This window comes from Flavilitoribacter nigricans DSM 23189 = NBRC 102662, assembly GCF_002646595.1.
GTDB lineage: Bacteria > Bacteroidota > Bacteroidia > Chitinophagales > Saprospiraceae > Flavilitoribacter > Flavilitoribacter nigricans.
Window position 1 is genome coordinate 96,257 of the sequence record NZ_PDUD01000041.1, and the last position, 21,881, is coordinate 118,137.

General features: G+C 51.9%; 13 protein-coding genes. 9 read left to right on the forward strand and 4 right to left on the reverse strand.

Annotated elements, in window-relative coordinates; genetic code table 11:
• Positions 1-9: 9 nt before the first annotated feature.
• Positions 10-3,234: a DUF1553 domain-containing protein gene (locus tag CRP01_RS32540; protein ID WP_099154262.1), complete on the reverse strand. Its 3,225-nt coding sequence runs from the start codon at positions 3,232-3,234 to the stop codon at positions 10-12.
• Between the two features lie 255 nt (positions 3,235-3,489).
• Here CRP01_RS32540 and CRP01_RS32545 point away from each other — a divergent pair, with 255 nt between their 5' ends.
• Positions 3,490-5,268 carry a sialate O-acetylesterase gene (locus CRP01_RS32545; RefSeq protein WP_099154263.1) on the forward strand — a complete coding sequence of 593 codons (1,779 nt, stop codon included), beginning with the start codon at positions 3,490-3,492 and terminating at the stop codon, positions 5,266-5,268.
• Between the two features lie 391 nt (positions 5,269-5,659).
• Here CRP01_RS32545 and tnpA read toward each other — a convergent pair whose 3' ends face one another.
• Together tnpA and CRP01_RS32555 are read right to left on the reverse strand one after the other, a co-directional pair.
• Complete coding sequence (gene tnpA / locus CRP01_RS32550; protein WP_099154264.1) at positions 5,660-6,133, reverse strand: IS200/IS605 family transposase; 474 nt, start codon at positions 6,131-6,133, stop codon at positions 5,660-5,662.
• Complete coding sequence (locus CRP01_RS32555; RefSeq protein WP_099154265.1) at positions 6,108-6,863, reverse strand: IS1 family transposase; 756 nt, start codon at positions 6,861-6,863, stop codon at positions 6,108-6,110. Before CRP01_RS32555 ends, tnpA begins: the two co-directional genes overlap by 26 nt.
• 561 nt (positions 6,864-7,424) lie before the next feature.
• Here CRP01_RS32555 and CRP01_RS32560 point away from each other — a divergent pair.
• From CRP01_RS32560 to CRP01_RS32570, 3 genes are all read left to right on the forward strand, one after another.
• A complete protein-coding gene (locus CRP01_RS32560) occupies positions 7,425-8,786 on the forward strand; it encodes an FAD-dependent oxidoreductase (RefSeq protein WP_222845867.1) in 1,362 nt (453 codons plus the stop codon).
• 372 nt (positions 8,787-9,158) lie between these two features.
• Positions 9,159-10,304 (forward strand): hypothetical protein, encoded by a 1,146-nt coding sequence (locus CRP01_RS32565; RefSeq protein WP_143473630.1) that lies wholly within the window; start codon positions 9,159-9,161, stop codon positions 10,302-10,304.
• A 211-nt stretch (positions 10,305-10,515) separates the two neighbouring features.
• Positions 10,516-11,532, forward strand: a complete 1,017-nt coding sequence (locus tag CRP01_RS32570; RefSeq protein WP_099154267.1) for a zinc-dependent alcohol dehydrogenase — start codon at positions 10,516-10,518, stop codon at positions 11,530-11,532.
• A gap of 188 nt (positions 11,533-11,720) precedes the next feature.
• Here the strand turns inward: CRP01_RS32570 and CRP01_RS32575 are convergent, their stop codons facing one another.
• Positions 11,721-11,885, reverse strand: coding sequence for a DUF1328 domain-containing protein (locus CRP01_RS32575; protein WP_099148859.1), 165 nt, complete (start codon positions 11,883-11,885; stop codon positions 11,721-11,723).
• A gap of 321 nt (positions 11,886-12,206) precedes the next feature.
• On the opposite strand from CRP01_RS32575, the gene CRP01_RS32580 reads away from it, so the two are divergent.
• The 5 genes from CRP01_RS32580 (at position 12,207) to CRP01_RS32600 (ending at position 21,687) form a co-directional block, all read left to right on the forward strand.
• Positions 12,207-15,017: an alpha-L-rhamnosidase gene (locus CRP01_RS32580; RefSeq protein ID WP_099154268.1), complete on the forward strand. Its 2,811-nt coding sequence runs from the start codon at positions 12,207-12,209 to the stop codon at positions 15,015-15,017.
• A gap of 166 nt (positions 15,018-15,183) precedes the next feature.
• The gene (locus CRP01_RS32585) at positions 15,184-16,611 is read left to right on the forward strand and encodes a sulfatase family protein (RefSeq protein WP_222845868.1); all 1,428 of its coding nucleotides are present in this window, start codon (positions 15,184-15,186) and stop codon (positions 16,609-16,611) included.
• Positions 16,612-16,623: 12 nt separating this feature from the next.
• Positions 16,624-18,090 carry a sulfatase gene (locus tag CRP01_RS32590; RefSeq protein ID WP_099154270.1) on the forward strand — a complete coding sequence of 489 codons (1,467 nt, stop codon included), beginning with the start codon at positions 16,624-16,626 and terminating at the stop codon, positions 18,088-18,090.
• A 77-nt stretch (positions 18,091-18,167) separates the two neighbouring features.
• A complete protein-coding gene (locus tag CRP01_RS32595; RefSeq protein ID WP_099154271.1) occupies positions 18,168-19,664 on the forward strand; it encodes a sulfatase in 1,497 nt (498 codons plus the stop codon).
• 139 nt (positions 19,665-19,803) lie between these two features.
• Entirely contained in the window at positions 19,804-21,687 is a 1,884-nt protein-coding gene (locus tag CRP01_RS32600) for a CocE/NonD family hydrolase (protein WP_099154272.1), read from the forward strand.
• The last annotated feature ends 194 nt before the right edge of the window (positions 21,688-21,881 follow it).

The following is a 21,881-nucleotide window of genomic DNA, read 5'->3' on the forward strand; positions in this document are numbered from 1 at the left end:
TTGCTTCGTTCACTTTTTGGTGTAGACTTCATCGTAGTTCATCATAATATTGGCGACCACCGTACCGGCGGCTACTTCGGCCGGCACCAGAGCAATATTCCGGGGATGATCACCGACCTGCAGCAAGGCTTCGGCCGCCGCCGGATCCGCCCGGAAACGTTGCAGTTCTTCTTCGTAAAGGTCCAACATCAGTTGTTGCTCTTCCGGCAGGAGGTGCCGGCTGGTTAACAACCGAAATCCGAAATCCAGTTGTTCATCGAGCGCAGATCCCCCCTGGCGCAACATGCGCTCGGCCAGCATGCGCGCCGCTTCGATCATTTGGGGTTCATTCAGCAGCAGCAATGATTGCAGGGGAGTACTCGTCTTTTGCCGGCGAACGACACAAAACGCCCGGTCGGGCGCATCGAGGACCGTCATGGTGGGCGGCGGAGCCGTCCGGCGGATGAAGGTATACAGGCTGCGCCGGTACAGATCCTTACCCCGGTCCGCCTTGTAATCTACCAACAGGCGCGAAAAATGGGTTTTGCTCCAGAGATCGTCCGGCTGGTAAGTCTTTACACTGGGGCCGCCGATCTCCGCTACCAGCAGGCCACTGGCCAGCAATGCATTGTCGCGGATCATTTCCGCCGATAGTCGGAAGGCCGGTCCCCGGGTGAGCAGTTCGTTTGCGGGGTCCCGTTGCCGGATCTCCGGATCCACCTCCGAGGACTGGCGGTAGGTGGCCGAGGTGACGATCGTGCGGACCAGAGCCTTCAGGTCCCAGTTCGATTGCCGAAAATGGATGGCCAGCCAATCCAGCAATTCCGGGTGGCTGGGTAGTGCCCCCTGATTGCCGAGATCTTCCAGGGTATGGACGATACCCCGGCCGAAAAACAGATGCCAATAGCGGTTGACCAGTACCCGGGTGGTAAGCGGATGCTCCGGACTCAGCAGCCATCGGGCCAGGCCCAGCCGATTACGCTCCAAAGTATCGGAAAAAGTCAATACGGCTGCGGGAGTGCCCGGCAGGACCCGCTCCGTCGGCGCATCGTAAAGACCACGATCCAATACGTAAGTCGGGCGGGGCGGGTCCATTTCCCGCATCACCATGATCTCCGGAAACGTGTCGATCGCGGCGTGTTCCCTGTTTCTCAGCGCCGTCAGTTCCTGCCGGAGGTGCAGATATTGGGTATCCCGGCGTTGCAACTGATGCAGTCCGAGTCGTTTTTTTTCAGCCGGAGTGCGTTCCGCCAGGGAAGGAGCTTTGTAATCCGGGTGGGCGAGGTGAAACACCTCCTCCGCAGTCAGATCACGCTGGTAAATGCGGATCTCATCGACCGCTCCCTGAAACAGGCCGAGATCCAGATCACTTTGATAACTGCGGCCTACCCGCAGCGGGTAGGGCAGAACCTTGAGGGTATCATTGATGGTGCGGATACTCTTGTAGAGCTGGTCATAGCGAGTTCTGGTGGCCAGTTGTTCTCCGTTGCGGTAAAGCTTTATCCCGGCAGCCCGACTGGAACCGTCGTAGGTGAAAGACAAATGACTCCATTCGTTCACCCGAATGCTATCCAGCGCATAGATTTCCAGCCGATGATCCGGCGGATTGTGCGTAAGCCGCACACTGGGTCGGTTCAGACTATCCAGGAAAAGCTCATAACCCCGCCAGTGCGAATTCTTGCCTCCGGCATTACCGATGATCGAGGCGTAATCTTCCCGCAGCTCCGGTCGTACCCAGACACTGATGGAAAAAGGATCAGTGCGTTCAAAATCGCCCTGCCCGGGCAGGCTCAGCCAGTCAAAGGTATCATCGAAGCGGAGCGCCTGCCCGAACTTGCCCGCTACGCGCTCCACGCCTTTCCCGGCGCGTGCCTCCGGACCGCGTCCGGCTGCGTTAGGACAACAGTTTGCCTCCGGTTGATCCAGCGAATAATAGCCGGTCAGATCAGTAAGAAGATCCTCCCGATCAAAGTGATTCATCGCTTCCGCAGGATTAGCGATCGCCCGCTGCTGGTATTGTTGAAGTTCCGCCGATTTGGCATCGATGCGCTCCCGGATAAAAGTGATGACCTCATCCAGTTCATCACTAAGCAGGGGCATCGTTGGGGACGCCGCCCCGTCGTTGGAGACCATACCCAGTTCGTCGACATTATTGAAAAATGCGGATAGCTGATAAAACTCCTTTTGGGAAACGGGATCGTATTTGTGGTCATGGCAGCGGGCGCACTCTACCGTCAGCCCCATAAAAGCCTTCGCCATGGTGGCGGTGCGATCCACCACATTTTCCACCCGGTACTCTTCCGGCACGATCCCGGACTCCGAATTGATGGGATTGTTCCGGTTAAAACCCGTAGCCAGTACCTGTTCCCGGGTTGCATTCGGCAGCAGATCGCCGGCCAGCTGCCAGGTAATAAACTGATCGTACGACAAATTCTCATTAAACGCTTTAATGACCCAGTCGCGCCAGGGCCACATCCGGCGAAATCCGTCTGCATGGAACCCATGGGAATCCGCATAGCGGGCCACATCCAGCCAGTCCATCGCCATCCGTTCGCCGTAGTGCGGTGAGGCCAGTAAACGATCTACCAGTTTTTCGTAGGCCTTATCGGAATCATCGGCCAGGAAAGCATCGATCTCTTTGAGCGTGGGCGGTAGGCCGGTCAGATCAAAGGTCAATCGGCGGATCAGGGTGGTTTTATCCGCCGGTCTGGCCGGTTCCAGGCCCGCTTTTTCCAGTCGGGCCAGTACAAAGCGGTCGATGGGATTGCGCACCCAATCCGCTCGATCTACCGGTGGCAGCGCGGGTGCAGTAGGAGGGGAGAAGGACCAGTGCGTCTTATACGCCGCCCCCTGATCGATCCAGCGGATCAACACGGCCTTTTCGTACGCTGTTAGTTCTACCTTGAATTCGGGAGGCGGCATTTGCAGCTCCGGATCTGCGGACAGTATGCGGTGGTACAAGGTACTTTGTTTTACCTTGCCGGGCACGATGGCCCGCCCGCCACTTTCCAATACGGCGTAGGCCTGATCTGGACGATCCAGGTGGAGTCCGGCCTGCAATTTGTTCTCATCCGGACCGTGGCAGGCAAAGCACTTATCCGACAGGATCGGCTTTACGTGAAAATTGAAATCGATCTCATCCGGAAGCTGCGCCAATACGTCATCGGTAAACGCATCCTCGACGTTTGTGCAACCGGTCAGGCCACAAAAACCACATATAAGGCCAAAAAGGCTGATCAGAAAAGAGGACTTCATCAATTTTCGGGTAGGTCTGTTTAAAATTGGATTCGATAGTTGAAGTTAAGGATAATTTGGCGGTTTTTACGTCTTCCTGCAAAGCCCATTTGGTAAGTTTATGACCCAGGTGGAGAGATCTACTAGATTTTTGCAACTGTATCCTGATGTGCCCCAAGCTGAGTAGCCCCTGATTAACTCCTGCCGGATAAACACATTAACCGACAATCTTGATACCTTAACGAAAAATTGCGGACCAACAAACGAAAGCCAAGCATGAAACAGACCATTCCCCTGCTGATCTGCCTGTTGCTCAGCCTAAGTTCGGACGCCCAGGAAGCAGTCGACCTCTTCATCTGGGCCGGCCAGTCGAATGCCCAGGGATGGACGGGCGATGCCGCAGCTTACCCCGTAGACGACACAACCCTGGATCAATCCATTTTGTTGAACTGGACCTTTTTCGGTCAGACCAGTTCGGCGGGTGAATGGGTACCGATGCAGGCGCAGGCGGGGAGGTACCCGGCCGGTCATTTTGGCCCCGAGGTAAGTTTTAGCCGGGAATTAAAACGGGCCGGATACCATCCGGCCATCTTCAAATACTGCCTCGGCGCAACCGGTCTGGCCAGAGACTGGAAAGCACCCGGTGCGGGCGGCATCTACGATCATATGGTCGAGGACCTGCAGACCGCTATAGCCGCATTGAAACAAAAGGGATACCGCGTGCAGGTCCGCGGGTTCATCTGGATACAGGGCGAATCGGACGCGGGAGATGAAGCTGCAGCCAATGCCTACGGAAGTAATCTCCAAAAGATGATCGATCACCTGCGCACGCAGGTATTGCACCGGCAGGACCTTAAGATACTGTTGGGCGTAGACGAACAGCACGCCTTTGTGCAACAGCGCCCCGTAGTGGTAGAGGCCCAAAAAAACCTGGCTAACCAGGACCCCAATATTATATACACCAGTATGTACGGCCTGCCGAAAGCCGATGCCACCCATTTAACCCCCGCAGGATTGGTCGGGCACGGCAAACGGATCTTTTCCGCCTTCAGGATCGTGAACGGTGATACCCGGGAGGCAAGCTCGTCAACTACCTTTGCCGATCAGTGGGAATTCCGGGGCATTGCCGTCGAAGAAGCCGGATACAACATTTGGGGTAGCTCACCGATACTGGGAGACGACGGGAAGGTCCATCTGTTCGTGGCCCGCTGGCCCTGTGAACTGAAAGTGGATCCCGGCTGGCGGACGCACAGTGAAATTGCGCACTATATCGGAGATTCGCCGGAAGGGCCCTTCGTTTTTTCGGATGTGGCGATCGGGGGAGAGATTGGGGGCGTGAAAGGTAATGCGCCACATAATCCCGCCATCCATAAAGTGGACGGCGGATACGCTTTGTTCTATATTGCCAATGACGGTATCCAGGGGCACCCCGCCAATCAGTACATCTGTCTGGCCGTTTCGGAAAGTCTGGACGGGCCCTGGAAAAAAGCCGGAGAGGATGGCGTGATCCTCAGGCCACCCAGCAATCCGGACTATTGGAACCATGCCGCCGGTAACGGAGTCAACAACCCGGCCTTCCTGCAACATCCCGATGGTGGCTTTTTCCTCTATTTCAAATCGGAAAAGGCCCGAATGGGACTGGCCGTTGCCGAGAACCTGGAAGGCCCCTATGTGCAATTGCCATTTCCGGTGACCGCCAATGACCGGAATATTGAAGACGGTTATGCCTTTATGTACAACGGGAAATTCGCTTTGCTAACTACCGATAACCACGGCATGATCGAGTCCGGGGGCGGCATTCTATGGACGTCGGAGGACGGCATCCGTTTTGATCATTACGAAAAGGGCTTTCACCGGATCAATGCGTATACCGAACTGGAGATGAATAGTGTGGCCGTACACTACGGTCCTCAGGATCGGGAATACGCCAAATTAGAGCGACCACAACTCCTGCTGAAAGATGGTAAGCCCTGGTACTTATACGCACCTTCGGGCAGCAATATCTACGGTGGGGATTGTACGGTGAGCTATGTGCTGCGGTACAAAGGAGAATAAAGGCAGGTGGGGAGCCCCCGGTATTTCCCCAGGATCGTTCGGTTCTCAAAATCCAGCCTATAAAAAATGGCAAATCCAATGGCAATAGCAATTTCAATAACTCAAAATCAAGCGAAAAGGTCATTGATAGGCCGGATAGTTATCGTTTACTTGCCATTGATATTGACATTGAAAAATCGTATCCTATACTGCACAACGTCAGATTTTGTGCATTCGATATTCCTCTTCCGCCCTGCCCATACGCGCCCGTTCTGGGCACCACTGCCGTGCGACACAAAGTTGTGACCTCACGACATGACATAAAGTTATAAGCTGTGGGAAATGACCCCAGCGGGGTCAAAAATCAGTTGAATTGGATATGGAATTATTTAGCGACCCCAGCGGGGTCGCACTAACTAACGTCAAAAAAGTCAAAAAGATATTCTGTTTGAAATTCGATCTCAAAAGCTTTCAGTAACTCGAGGTATTCTTCCCGAAATGATTTTTTGTAGTGGTGTTCCTTTTGCTTTAACACATACCTGACCACCCTTTGAGCGTGAGATTTACTGTACGAAAAAGCTCCGTAACCAGCCTGCCACTGAAATCGATGTGGAGTGAATTTTTCTGCTCTTATGAAAGACGAACTAGCTTTCTTGATCTCCTGCACTAATACAGAAACAGGCTCTGCCGGGTGCATGCTGAGAAAAATGTGAACATGATCCGGCATACCGTTGACCGCCATCATTTTATGTCGGCGGTTTTGGACAATACCTGTAATATACTGGTAAAGCTGTTTTTCCCAATGTGGTTGGATAAGTGCTTGCCGATATTTCACAGCAAACACAAGCTGTGGGCGGTAATCAACTTGTAAGGATGACCGCTTGATTTTGTATTCGGTGCAAACTGGCCAAGTTGAATTGGTAGAAATAATATCGAATGGCCAAAAAATGATTACGACTCACCTTTGAGAATGCCAAACTTTTTCTGACTAACCGGGAAACTCTTGCTCTCATACCGGTCCAAAATCCTTCAATAATATAGGTAAATGCTTTACCTTCCACATGCCTTTTGGTCGGAATGACGGCTTTGTAAGGATCCCAGGAGTCGGTCGCGAAAAAACACTTGTGCTTATATCCGGCCGGAATGTTACGCCATAAAGCCTTGGCGCTTTCTTTACCTCGATTACCGATGTGAAAGGCAACGACTAAGCGATTCACTGGATCGAAGGCCACCCAAATCCATCGCTTTTGGCTTTTGTTATCTACAAAAGACCAGGCCTCATCTAACTGTAATACAATCAGTTGAGCCTTTTTAGGACGTAACTTTTTTAGCCATGATTCACTCAGTCCAATGTCCATCGGTACCGCTTTCCATACCGATTCAGCAAAATCCAATAGCCAGGGCAGGCTTACCGAAAAAACTCGGCATATACCCAGAAGACTGATCCTTTCATTCAGGGCCTTACGGATCATCTCGCGTTGCCCTTGTTTGATATAATGACGATTGTTGAGCACGAACTGCCGACCGCAGTCTTTACACTTGTGATTCTGCTTACCGTAGTAGGTCTTGCCATTCTTGACTATCTTTATGCTCTGGCAACTCGGGCATAAGATCATGTTTTTTTAGTTTGGTCACTTCAAAAATAATGACCTCTCCGGGTTGCCTTAATTTTTTGCCCTTATCCTTACATGTTTATTACCGCCAAGCTGTGTATACAGTTGAGTGTAAGGATTGGCCATAATTGAGAACGCGTTTTAATCAATACAAAGGTATAGGTTTTATTTTGCAAGATCTATAATCCAGAAACAAGGGTTAATTGGATTAAAAAAATTTAAAGGATTAATGCGACCCCGCTGGGGTCGGTTCCCTATATTCATAGCATTGTTCAACGGATATTTGACCCCGCTGGGGTCATTTCCCACAGCTTACAACATTCTGTCGCATCAGACGGGCACAACTTTGTGTCGCACGGCACACCTCCTTCCGAGGAGGATAACAACTTGCTTAATGGATGGTTTTGCTCCACCCCGGTACGGGCTGTATGGCTGGGGGAGCTGGCCAAAGGTCAGATGGGGATCTTCATTTGCACAAAATCACATGTTGTCAAGTATAATTGCTTAAAACCAATACCCCTACCCGGTACCACCAGGGGAATCAAACCAAAAAAGAAAAAGACTATGGATAAGATCGAAAGAAGGTCAATGTTAAAATCGCTCGGCGCCCTTTCCCTGGGAATGGCCACTCCGGCCCTGGCCAAAGGAGAGGTGTTGGCATCGCCCTACGCGGTCAATCATCAGCAGGTGGAAACGGACATCCTTATTGTCGGTGGCGGCACGGCGGGAGTGATCGCTGCCATCCAGGCCGGACGGGCGGGAGCACGGACTACCCTCATCGAAAGTGGAAGTCAGCTCGGTGGTACGACCACCACCGGTGGCGTGGCATTTCCCGGTATTTTTCACGCCTGGGGAAAACAGATCATCGGAGGTATTAGCTGGGAACTGGTCATGGATTGTGTTCAACTCAATGGCGATCTGCTACCCAATTTCTCTTTGCTGCCCGATCGGCACTGGAAACACCAGGTGACGGTCAACGCACCCCTGTACACTCTGCTGGCCGAAGAGAAATGCCTGGAAGCCGGCGTAGATATTCGTTACTACGAGACGCCGCACCAGATAGAATATCAGGAAGGGAAGTGGTTGGTGGAGACCGTCGGCAAAGGGACCAATGCCCGCATCAGTTGCAAGCAAGTGATCGACTGTACGGGTAATGCCCTGATCGCCTCCATGGCCGGGTTTGACGTACTCCGGGAAGCGGATACGCAGCCGGGATCCCTGGTTTTCCGGATCGGAGGCTACGATTACGATGCACTCGACCTGAGCCAGATCCCCAAACAATACCACCGGGTATTGCGGCAAAATATGCTGGAAAGTCAGGTCCGCACCAGTCGCGAACACAGCTACGTTCCCTACAGCTATGTGTACGTGCCGGGTGCCGATTCGACCACTTCCGAATCCCACACCCTGGCGAATCAGCAGGGCCGGTCGACGCTCCTCCAGCTGGTACGCGAACTCCGATCCTTACCCGGATGCGAAAATCTAAAGCTTCAGGACCTGAAGACCGAAACGGCCGTACGGGAGACCTATCGCATTGACGGCGTTTACCAGCTGACGCATCAGGATTATGTGCAGGGGAAAGTATTCGAGGATTCTTTATCTTATTCTTTTTATCCGATCGATTTGCACCGGGAGGGCAAGTCGATCTACCAGGAATTCCTAAAACCGGATGTCGTGGCCAGTATACCCCTGCGGGCGCTGATCCCGAAAAAGAGCCGGAATTTCCTGGTGGCGGGGCGGTGTGTGAGCAGCGATCGACTGGCTAATTCTGCCTTACGGGTGCAGGCCTCCTGTATGGGAATGGGGCAGGCCGCGGCAGCTGCGGCCGTACTGGCTTGCCGACAGAACACTACTCCGGGGGAAGTACCGATTGACGAGGTCAAACAATTGCTGATGGAACATGGCGCTATTGTGCCGACAAAGTAAGTAAAGGACGGAGTTAGGACGGTGCGCTGCACCTTGATATACACGTCCACATGCGGTTGGAGATAGATCGGTGCGCTGCACCTCGATGAAAAAGTCAGCATAGAGTTTGGAGATAGAGCGGTACGCTGCACCTTGAGTCCAACGAACACCTTAGTAAAATAGATCCTATCCTGCAATCTGATGGATACAAAAAATGGCTTGCAGGCCATTGGAGTGATCATCAATGAAAAGCTGCAGCGCAGCTTTCTATCTTCAATCTTAAATCATAATATGGATAGAGCTACAGCGTAGCGTCCTCTTTTTTTTAGTCCGATAATGCTAAGCCTTTTTCGGGCCCGGCTTTGAATAGAACAATAAGAAACCAAAAATACCATGTTTTCATCTGAGGTTAATCGCTTTACAATAGTTACCGGGTTTTTGCTATTGAATTTGCTCCGGTTCACCTTGTCAACCGGAGAGGAACTGCGGTATTTCAAAGTGGCCACTATAGGCGGCGATTATCCTCAGAACCAAGTATCAAGTATCGCATATAAGGATACCCTGACGGATGATTCTCTTTTTTTGGTCCAAAGCCAGGCAGGCATCCCCCTCCATTATTTCAAGTTAATAACTACGGAAGTGTGCTTTGAACGGGAATGCCGACTGCTGAACATCCGGGTTTACTGGAATATAACGGGACGCTATCTGGGTTTTGAGTTGCCGGCAGGAGAATTTCTGAGCAAGCGGGACCATGAACCCTTTTCCAGCGAAGAATACGAGCGTTTAAACGATCTGCTGGCCAATCCTAATTTGCCCTTAGGCAATATTTCCTTTGAGGCCCTGATCGAAACTCCGGCACCGGATTCGGTGGATGCGGTATCGGGCGCGACTACCACCGATGTGGCTAAAATGGTCGTAAAAGGCGCGGCTTATACCACCTATACTTTGTGGAATATCCTCCATGGCCCGAGTCGGGAACGGGTGGCCGGCCTCACCGAAAAGCAGTTGACGCCGGAGCTGATCGACCTGATCCTGCATAGTCCCGATATCAGCGATCGGGTCTGGGCCTTGAACCGGATCGATCCAAAAAATACCCTCTCGCCAAAGCTCAGCACTTCGATAATGGCGTTCATTGTCGGAGATGACTTTTATCTGGCCTATACGGCGGTCCGGGCGATAACGGCCGCGCACCTCCGGGCGGAAGCGCTGCAGTTGGCCCTGTTTGGCGCTTATCCGGTGGCCAGCCATAGCATTCAAAGCATGATCATCAGTAAATTAACAGAAGCGCCTTATTTGAGCCCGGTATTGATCAGCCGGTCCAGAAGTCTTTTGGGTACACTGAACGGAAAACAACTGGGTGATATCCTAAAATGGTATGCCCACCATGGCGTCAATGACCTGGAAACGGGGCAAGCCGTAGCGGAGATCCTAAAGAATGAGAACCGGTTCATTTCCCGGCAGGCATATACGTTTCTGAAAAAGATGAACAGTTTCGATGCGGGCATTACCGCTGCTCTTGCTGCCTACGAGCAAAAGTAAAAAGACAGCCATGAAAAGAGCGTTTGGCCATTAGGCAGATCCATGATTAATTTCAAAGACAGGGAATTTTACCCCTGAGTTTACAGGCGGACTGGCTAAAAATCCGTCTATTTAAATAGACTGTTCAGACCGTTGGTTAACTATTTCAGAGGCAAAGACTTTTCGATAGCTACGTAGCGGTCCAGCATTAATAAAATCTAATGAGCGCAAGATGAAAGCAACATTTTACGAAGGAGACCGGCGTTTTTCGGTAAGTGAAAAAGCGATCAGTACTCCCGGAGCAGGGGAGGTACGGATCAAGGTCGCGTATTGCGGGGTTTGCGGTACGGACGTACATATTTATCACGGCATGATGGACAAACGGGTCAGTACGCCGGTGACCATCGGTCACGAGATGTCCGGAGAGATCGATGCCATAGGGGAGGGGGTCACGGACTTTTCCGTAGGCGAGAAAGTGGTCGTCCGCCCGCTGGATGACCGTGGTGCGCAAGCTTCGGATAAAGGGCATCACCATATCTGTAAGGATCTTAAATTCATCGGCATTGACAGTCCGGGAGCCATGCAACAATACTGGAACGTGCCGGCCTTTACCCTACACAAACTTTCCCCGGAAACCGATCTGAAGCTGGCTGCGCTCGTAGAACCACTTTCTGTGGCCTGTCACGATGTCCGCCTGTCCGGATTAAACGACGGGGAAGTGGCCGTGGTGCTGGGAGGTGGCCCGATTGGCTTGCTGGTCGCACTGGTAGCCCGACAGACCGGAGCGGAAGTGTATATTTCCGAAGTCAACCCCAAGCGTATCGGCCTGGCCCGGGAGCTTGGCTTTGCGGTGATCAATCCCGCAGAAACGGATCCGGTAGCACATCTCCGGGAAAAGACCAACGGTTTTATGGCCGATGTCGTCTTCGAAGTCGCCGGTGTGCAGCCGACCCTGGATATCATGACCGAACTGGCGGGAATCCGTGGTCGGATCGTGATGGTCGCCATCCACGGACAGCCGAAGCCGGTCAATCTTTTCCAGTTTTTCTGGAAAGAACTCCAGTTGATCGGAGCCCGGGTCTACGAACGCGAAGATTACGATAAGGCAATTGAACTGATCACCAAAAATGAACTGCCCTTTGAGTCGCTGATCACCCGGGTTGAACCCCTCCAGGATATCCAGCGGGTATTCGAAGACATTGACCGGCAACCGGATGGGATGAAGGTTTTGCTGGATTGTCAGGCCTGATGGAGAATTCCAGATGATTGACTACTGAAAACGGAAGACCTGTAATATAGACTTCCAATAAATAAAGATGGTCCTAACCCGATCGGGAAAGGACCATCTCTATTCGATGATCTATCTAATGGATCATCTGTACAGTTTTATCATTTATGCCAAAATTGTGTGTTGTTCTGGCATGGTATTGTTTATCTCTACACTCTTTTCACGGCACCGGACAGCAGGGAAACTACCAGCAGTACGATAAATACCCAGAAAAGGATCTTTGCGATTCCGGCCATAGCACCGGCGAATCCACCAAATCCAAGGATGGCGGCGATAATAGCGACAACGAAGAAAATTAATGCATAACGTAACATAATATAATGGTTTTCAGGTTAATAATAGGCATTTCTACAAATTGAAATACACTACTAAAACAACCATATCCAGGTCTGTGTTCGGTGAACAAATACAATAAACTACTACGGCGTATTTGCCAAATGCCCGCTCGGGGCCGCCAACCGTTCACACCAGACCTGCTGCATCACCTGCTGTAGCTGCATTTTGAGCAGCTTGATATTATAAGCCCCACCTTTTCCCAAACCAATTCGGTCAGTATAGATTGCATGGAGATTGTTTTGGGGTATCCTAATCAATTTTACGTCAGTAAAATGTAGTCTTCACTCATAATTCAACTCATGAGAATAATTCTATTGATATCCGGTTATTTGCTGCTGGTTGTGTTCCCGCTGCAACTGCAAAGTGCCAGTCTTCAGCCTCATCAATTACGTTGTGAATATCTGCCGGAGCCACTGGCGATGGAAAAACCACATCCCCGGCTGAGCTGGCAGTTGGAGGCCACCGATCGGGGAGCGATCCAGACCGCTTACCAGATCCTGGTGGCCAGTACGCCGGAACTGCTCGGTCAGGACCGGGGCGATCTCTGGGACTCCGGAAAAGTGCCCAGCAACCGTACCAACCAGATCCATTATGCAGGCCATGAACTGGCCGCCCGCCAGGATTGCTATTGGAAGGTAAGAGTATGGGGCAAAGAAGGTACGGCTTCTTCCTGGAGCGAACCAGCCTATTGGAAAATGGGCTTATTGGATCCGGCCGACTGGAAAGCGCAATGGATAGGCTTTGATAATCGCCGACTCAATAAAAACGAAACTTTCCACCTCCCGCCCAGCCCCTATTTCCGAAAATCCTGGCAGGCTAAGGGTAAGGTCAAAAAAGCCATATTGTACTCCACCGCACTGGGGCTTTATGAGGCCCGGATCAACGGGCAGAAAGTGGGGAAAGACTACTTCGCGCCCGGCTGGACGGACTATGACCAGAGGGTTTACTACCAGACCTACGATGTGACCTCCATGCTACGCACCGGCGGGAATGCGATCGGCTTTATCCTGGCCAACGGGTGGTATGCCGGTTATACCGGTTACGCCGTTCTGGTAGGGCATCCCAAAGAATATGCTTTTTACGGAGAAGTGCCGGTCTTTATGGCGCAGTTGGAAATAGAATACGAAAATGGAGAGCGGGAAATGATCACATCCGACACCGACTGGAAGGTCAACACCGGTCCTACTTTAGAAGCGGACCTGCTGATGGGAGAAGCCTACGATGCCCGCCTGGAATTCGAAGGTTGGGATGAGTCCGGCTACGATGACGCCTCCTGGCGAAATTGCCGCCGCATGGTCGGGGCCATGGGCAAAGTGGAATCCTCCCCTGGCGTACCCGTCCAAATCGTAGAGGAGATCGAACCGATCGCGATTAGCGAACCGGAAAAAGGGAAATATATTTTTGACCTGGGCACCAATATTGCGGGAATAGTCCAATTAAAGATCCGGGGAAAAGCCGGAACCAGGGTACAGCTTCGTTACGGGGAGATGCTGCACCCGGACGGACGCCTGATGACGGAAAATCTTCGCAAAGCCAGAGCGACCGATACCTACATCCTTAAAGGAGACAGTGGGGGCGAAAGCTGGAGTCCGAAGTTTACCTACCATGGCTTTCAATACGTCGAGGTCAGTGGTTTGGATAATCCTCCGGACAAGGAGATGATCACGGGTCTGGTACTCAGTTCGGTCACGCCACGGGTGGGGCATTTCGAGTCCGGGAATGACATGATCAATCAGCTCTACCGCAACATTGTACGCACCCAAAAGGCGAATTATCTCGATGTCCCTACGGATTGCCCGCAGCGGGATGAGCGCATGGGCTGGACGGGAGACGCCCAGATCTATATCCGTACGGCCACCTACAATTCGGATATTGCCGCATTCCACCAAAAATGGCTGGTCGACCTAAATGACGCCCAGTTTGGGAACGGCGCCTACCCGAATTTTGCCCCAATGGCTTTCCACCGCCCCAATATGACTTATTCTCCCGGCTGGATGGATGCCGGGATCATCTGCACCTACAATATCTTCAAAGTATACGACGATCTGGATCTGGTCCGGAAATTCTACTCCAATATGCAGGAGCAGTTGAACCTGTACCAAAGAAAAAGTGAGCAGGACTTATTGCAGGAAGGTGCTTTTGACGAAGTAGATCCCCAGGGAGGTTTCGGTGACTGGTTGAATCAGGACAAAACGGCCACCAGCAAAATACTGGCAGCTAACATCTACTGGCTTTTTGACCTAAAACTGATGGCCGAGATGGCGGACGCGATCGGTCAAAGAACGGATGCCGAAAATTACCGGATCACCTTTCGCAAAGTTCAGGAAGCTTTCCTGGAAAAATACCGGACGCCGGAAGGCCGCCTGCAGGAGAATACCCAGACGGCCTGTGTCATGGCGCTTGATCTGGATGTGCTGCCCACCTCCATGAAACCGGTGGTTGCCCGGCAACTGGTACAACTCCTGGAGGAAAATAATGGCTATCTGACCACCGGTTTTCTCGGCGCCAAGCATTTGTTGCCGGTACTTTCCAATGCAGGGTACCGGAAGGAGGCGCTGGAACTCTTTACCAAAAAAGGGTTTCCTTCCTGGTTATACGAGGTGGTCAACGGGGCCACTTCCATTTGGGAAAGGTGGGATAGCTATACCATTGAGAATGGCTTTGGCGGTGCACAGAACACCGGCATGAATTCTTTCAGTCACTATGCTTTCGGAGCGGTCGCCGAATGGATGTTTCGCCATCTAGCGGGCATTGATATGATGGAAAATGGCTTTCGGGAAATTGCGATCCGTCCGGAACCCAACCGGGCTTTGGGTCCGGTAGCGGCCAGTTATCAGTCTATAAACGGGGAGATCCGGTCGGCCTGGTCACTGAGCGGCAATGATCTGAAACTGGAGGTCACTATCCCTGCCAATACCACAGCTCAGGTCTGGATCCCCGCCCGGGCTGTCGATGCCGTCAAAGAAGGAGGGCTTCCCCTGACAGAAGCAAAGGGCATCCTGGGACAAGAAATGGACGGTCAGTTGCTCCGGGTAAAGATCGGATCTGGGACTTACACTTTTACTTCCGCCAGTGTTGCCGGTCTGCTGCCGGAGGTGGCGGCACCGTAGGTGGGTATGAGGGGCGAGTTGTGAGGTGTCAGGAGCGAGGGGTGAGGTCTCAGGGGCGGGTTAGTGGTAACTTAAGATCTCTGACGAAAGATGATTATAAGAATAAGTTGTTTATAGCGGATTTGAGGTGCTGTGTCATAAATTTATAGGCTAAAAAAGTTGATCTATGTTTCAAAGAATGCTTTTGGGATGGGTACTGCTACTCCTTTTTTCCTGTAGTAAAAAGGCAGAACTGCCAACGGACCGCAAACCCAATGTGATCATTTTGCTGGCCGATCAATGGCGTGCCCAAGCTACGGCCTATGCCGGAGATCCCAATGTAAAAACGCCCAATATTGACCGCCTGGCTTCCCAGAGCATCAACTTTCGCAATGCGGTTTCGGGTATGCCGGTCTGTTGCCCGTTTCGGGCCTCTCTGATGACCGGGCAGCGGCCACTTACCCATGGGGTCTTTATGAATGATGTCCAATTGGATACGAATGCCGTATCGCTGGGCAAGGTTTTCGCGGCGGCGGGATACCGGACCGGTTACATTGGGAAGTGGCATCTGGACGGGCACGGTCGCCTGCAATTTATCCCACCCGGTGAACGGCGGCAGGGATTTCAATACTGGAAAGGTAACGAATGTACCCACAATTATAACGAATCGGTCTATTACGATAATGCGGACAGCAGCCGACTGATCTGGGAGGGCTACGATGCGTTTGCCCAAACCGAAGATGCGATCGGGTACCTAACCCAAAACGCTGAAAAGGAGGATCCTTTTTTACTCGTTCTTTCCTGGGGTACTCCGCATGCTCCTTACCATACGGCACCGGAGGCGTACCGCAGTCAGTATGATTCTGCGGCTATGGTCCTGCGGCCGAATGTGCCGGACCAAATGGCCGGCCGGGTCAAAAAAGACCTCAGTGGTTACTATGCCCACGCCACTGCTCTGGATGATATGGTCGGTAAGATCCGGAACAGCCTGACGCAGAACCAGCTCGACGAAAACACCATTATCTTATTAACGGCCGATCACGGTGACCTGTTGGGATCGCAGGGCGCTTATAAAAAGCAGCAGCCTTACGAGGAATCCATCCGGGTACCTATGTTGTATTATGTTCCTTCGGATTTAGGAGGCAAACCGGGGCCCCGAAACGCCCTCATGAATTCCGAAGATATCATGCCCAGTCTCCTGGGGCTGTGTAATATTCCCGTTCCGGAAACCGTGGAGGGCATGGATTTCAGTAAGGATATCCTGGGCCTGGAAGCAATCCAGGATACCCTTGCTTTGATCACCTGTGTGCAACCTTTCGGTCAGTGGAATAAACCCAGGCACGGTGCCCGCGAATACCGGGGACTGCGCACGCTGCGGTATACCTATACCCGTGACCTGAACGGTCCCTGGCTCCTGTTTGATAATGAAACCGATCCGTACCAATTGAACAACCTGATCGGCAAGCCCGAATTTGCATCACTTAGCGGGCATCTGGACGAGCTGTTGAGCCGACAATTGCAGGAAACCAATGACGCCTTTTTACCGGGACTGGAATACATCGCCCAGTGGGGTTATCCGTTGGATGAAACCGGCACCGTACCTTATTTTCACTGAAAAATCAGTCCTATGTCTGGAAAAATTCTAAAAGGGATCGTCTGTTCAATTACCCTAAGTGCTTTGGCAATTACAGCTTGTAATGACGATCCATCCGAAACTCAGCAAGCGCCGCCCAATGTGCTCCTCATCGCCGTGGATGATCTGAACGACTGGGTGGGGTGTATGGGAGGACATCCGCAGGCCAAAACGCCAAATATCGATTACCTGGCTTCGCGGGGTGTACTATTTACCAATGCCCATTGCCAGTCGCCCGTCTGCAATCCCTCCCGGGCCAGCTTGATGACGTCCCTCTATCCCAGTTCATCCGGCATTTATTTCCTTAATCCCGACCTGAAGCAGTCGCCGGTAGCGGTCAAAAATAAGCTGATGCCGCAAAGATTCGTTGAGGAAGGCTACCACGTTACCGGTGTCGGAAAATTATTCCACAACGGAGGCGGGCAGAATGAGACTTACATTCCCAATTACGGCGGCCAGTTCGGTGGTTTCGGACCTATGCCAGAAAAAAAGATCAGTACTTATCCGGGCCATCCGTTATGGGACTGGGGCGTTTATCCCGAACGGGATGAGCAGATGCCCGATCACCAGATTGCCGAATGGGCCACAGAACGGCTGGCCGAACCGCACGATAGTGCCTTATGGCTGGGGGTAGGTTTTTATCGCCCGCATGTGCCTCAGTTTGCCCCGCAAAAGTGGTTCGATCTGTATCCCATGGAAAGCCTCCAACTACCCGAAACGGTGAACCATGACCTCGATGATATCTCTCCGTATGGCATCGACATCACCCGCCTCGAACACGTATCGCCTACGCACGAATGGGTACTGGAAAACGATGCCTGGAAACCATTGGTGCAATCCTATTTGGCGTGCGTCAGCTTTGTGGATGCCCAGGTGGGGAAGGTCGTAAAAGCACTTGAGGAAAGCACCTACGCCGACAATACTTACATTGTACTTTTCAGCGATCACGGCTTTCACCTGGGGGAAAAAGAACGTTACGCCAAACGCAGTCTGTGGGAGGATGGTGCTCGTACCCCCTTAATCGTAGTTGGGCCCGGCATTGCTCCGGGGAAAGTGAGCAACAAACCAGTACAGTTGCTCGATATCTATCCTACCCTCCTGGAATTGACCGGACTGCAGGCGGACCCTTCCCTCGAGGGAAATTCCCTGGTGCCGCTATTGAAAGACCCGGAAGCCGAATGGCCCCACCTGGCGCGAACCAGCTTTGGACCGGGAAACTACGCTATCATTTCGGAACAGTACCGGTTCATCCAATACAATGACAGGTCCGAGGAATTTTATGATCATAGCAAGGACCCTCACGAATGGAATAATGTGATCGCGGAAGATGAATACGCTACCGCGATCGAGCAACACCGACAGCAAATACCGCAAGCGCGCTACGAGATACTCGGGGCAGGGTCTACCGGTCATAAGTCCTACGTTGCCTCTGAGGCGAATCGCGCGGCGAATGCGGAATGAATTGATCTTCTGCAGGAGTAGAGTAGGGGAGAGGGGGCCATGAAAACAGAATAATTGAAAAGCATACCACCAAGTAAATGAAAGATCTGTATATCCTTGCTATCGCCTTAAGTCTGCTGCTATTAAGCGCCTGCACGAGTAACGACAAAGCCCCATCGAACTCCCAGGCAGCAACCAGACCAAATGTACTATTCATCGCCGTCGATGATCTCAATACCTGGCTGGGTTGTCTGGGCGGATTCTCCAACACAAAAACCCCTAATATCGATAGCCTAGCCGCGCGGGGAGTATTGTTTTCCAACGCCCATTGCCAGGCGCCTTTGTGCGGCCCTTCCAGAGCTTCCATTATGACCGGCCTGCGGCCTTCCACTACGGGCATCTACGGCATGATCCCTGATAACGAAGTCCGCTCGGAAAATCCGGCGACCCGTGATATCGTTTTCCTGCCGGAATATTTCAGGAATAACGGCTACCATACCATGGGGATCGGGAAGTTATTCCACCAGCATGCGCCGAACGGGGTATTCGACGAGTCCGGAGGCCGGGTGAAAGGCTTCGGCCCTTTACCGGAGGAGCGGTTTGTCTGGGATGGCTTTGGCAACTCGGATAGAGCGATCTACGGCCGTACCAGTACGGATTGGGGCGCGTTCCCGGCAGTAGATTCCCTGATGCCCGATCATCAATCCGCTGATTGGGTAATCGAACGTCTTGCCCGAAACTACGAACAACCCTTTTTTATGGGCCTGGGCTTTTTGCGGCCGCACGTTCCGCTGTACGTTCCGCAAAAGTGGTTTGACCTGCATCCTTTGGAAGGAATAACCGTGGCTCCCTATCAGGCGGACGACCTGGATGATGTACCACCGGTAGCTCTGCAGATCAACGACTTACCGATGATGCCTTCTACTGAGTGGGCTATCGCCAGCGGAGAATGGAAAAACATTATTCAGGCTTATCTGGCCTGTGTAAGTTTTGTGGATCATCAGATCGGCCGGGTAATGGAAGCGCTGGACAATAGTGCTTATGCCGACAATACCGTTATCGTGCTGTGGTCCGACCATGGCTATCGCCTCGGAGAAAAAGGGACCTTCGCCAAACACGCCCTTTGGGAACCGGCTACCAAAGCTCCGCTGCTATTCGCTGCACCCAACCTGCCCCGGGGGAAAGTGATCGATTCCCCGGTAGAAATGCTCTCTATTTACCCCACACTACTGGAATTGTGCGGACTTCCGGCTTACGAAAGAAACGAAGGAAAAAGCCTGCTGCCCCTGATGCGGGGTGAATCGGAGCCGGAAAACCCTTACGCCATCACCACATTCGGCAGACATAACCACGGCATCAGATCAGAGCGTTTCCGCTACATCCAGTACGAAGACGGCGGCGCAGAATTTTACGATCACCGGAACGATCCCCACGAATGGACCAATCAGATCGCCAACCCTGATTATCGTCAGGAAATCGCACAGCTCAAGGAATTCGTACCTACCATCAATGCCAACTGGGACTCGCTTTCTGCTTATACTTTTCAACCTTATTTTGTGGCGCAGAAGGCTCGGATGGGTGGTGGTGGAGAGTGATCGGTAGCATTCTTCAAGACATCTGGATAGATAGGTGTGTAAATGGGAAACATTTTCCCAAGGCCTAACATTTTCCTCCCTAATTAAGCAGCAAATATTCAAATAAATGCCGTTTTTACATGGGTAAAAAACATACCAAATGGTCCGACCCTTAACCTGGCTATTCCTACTCGTTATTTCCCTGCCCATTCAACTGACCTTCGCCCAGGAAGTCATTTTTTCAAGTGTTCCCGGACAGGATCAGCTGTTGGTCCAAAAAAATGTGATGATCCCGGCCCCGGACGGCGTGCGACTGGCGACGGATATTTATTTCCCGGCAGAAAATGGAAAACCGGTGCAGGAAGGCCTGGCGGTTTTGCTGCAACGGACACCTTACGGAAAAACCTCCGAACGCTTTCAGGAGGCGATTCGCTTATTCGCAGCGCGTGGGTATATCGTAGCCATCCAGGACCTAAGGGGGCGTTATGATTCCGAAGGTATTTTTACCAAGTATAATCCGCTCGAAGCCAGTGATGGGGCGGCAACCGTCGAATGGTTGTCGAAATTACCCGCCGGGAACGGAAAGGTGGCTATGTGGGGAACTTCCTACGGTGCCCACACCCAGGCCGACGCCTCCAAGCTGGATCCCAAAGGACTTTCGGCGATGGTGTTAAATATGGGAGGTATGACCAATGCCTGGGATCATGCCGTCCGACAGGGAGGAGCCTTTGAATTAGGCCGCGAACTTACCTGGGCCTTCCGGCAAATACCCGCGGAGATCGACGATCCCGTGGTGGAAGCACATTTCAAAAAGGAAACCATAGAAGACTGGTACGCAGCCTGGCCGTTCCGTAGGGGCCTGAATCCGCTTTCCATTGCGCCTAATTTCGAAGATTATATTCTGGAAGAATTGACGCACGCCGATTATGATGATTACTGGAAAGCAACCGGTATCAACTGGATCGAGTATTACGATCAGACTGCCGATGTGCCCATGGTCCATATTGGAGGCTGGTACGATATTTTTCTGCGCGGGACTATCCAGAATTTTATGGAATTAAGGAAGCGGCAGACTGCCCCGAAATTCCTGATCATCGGTCCCTGGACCCACAGTGGCAATGAAAGGACCTACGCCGGGGATGTAGACTTCGGCCCGGAGTCGGCGATCTCTGATTTCCAGACTTCCTATCAGGTGGATTGGTTTGATTATTTTTTCAAGGATAAAAAGGCCGATCGGCTCCCTAAAGCCCCCGTCCAGCTGTTTGTCATGGGAACGGGTGACGGCAGTAAGAATGAAGCCGGAAGGTTAAACCACGGAGGCTATTGGCTGGAAACCGATACCTGGCCTTTGGAAAACGCCCTTGAAACTACCTATTATTTTCACGCTGAAGGCTCATTAAACGGCACTCCACCGGCGGCAGAAAATGCCCATACCACTTACACTTTCGATCCGGCGAATCCGGTACCTACTTTAGGTGGGAGTGTATCAGCAAGAGTAAAGGACGGCGCATTTAATCAGCGGGAACGGCCTGATTTTGCCGGTTCAAAACCGCCGTATTTGCCACTGAAATCCAGAGCGGATGTGGTGGTTTTTCAAACCGACCCGCTGCCGGAAGATATGCAGGTTATCGGGCCCATCAATATTAAGTTGTACTGTTCGTCTACCGGGGTGGATACCGACTTCACGGTGAAACTGGTGGATGTATATCCACCAAGTGAACACTTTCCCGAAGGCTTTGAGATGAACTTAACCGACGGGATCGCACGTATGAGTTATCGCAATGGGAGAACCACGCGAGACCTGATTGAACCCAATGAAATATACGAAGTAGACATCCATCCATTTCCTACCGCCAATGTATTTAAAAAGGGCCATCGGATAAGAGTGGATATCTCCAGCAGTAATTTCCCCCGATGGGATGTTAACCCCAATACGGGCGAACCCCTCGGCCAAAACCGGAGAATGCTCAAAGTGGATAATACGATCTATCATTCCCCACAATTCCCGTCACATATTACCTTACCGTTGGTTCCGATGCGTTGATTTCTGGCCGGTAGCCCAATGGTGTCACAAAGTGGGTAGAAGGACATTACCGACAAATGGCTTTTGTACAACACTGTGTGTATAACAAATTGCACAAAATCGTAACTTGTAAATGAACCGACAAAACCTGAGTTATGAAATCCGAAGAAAAAGTAGATGCCATATTAGAATCAATGCGAGAAGAGGTACAGCAA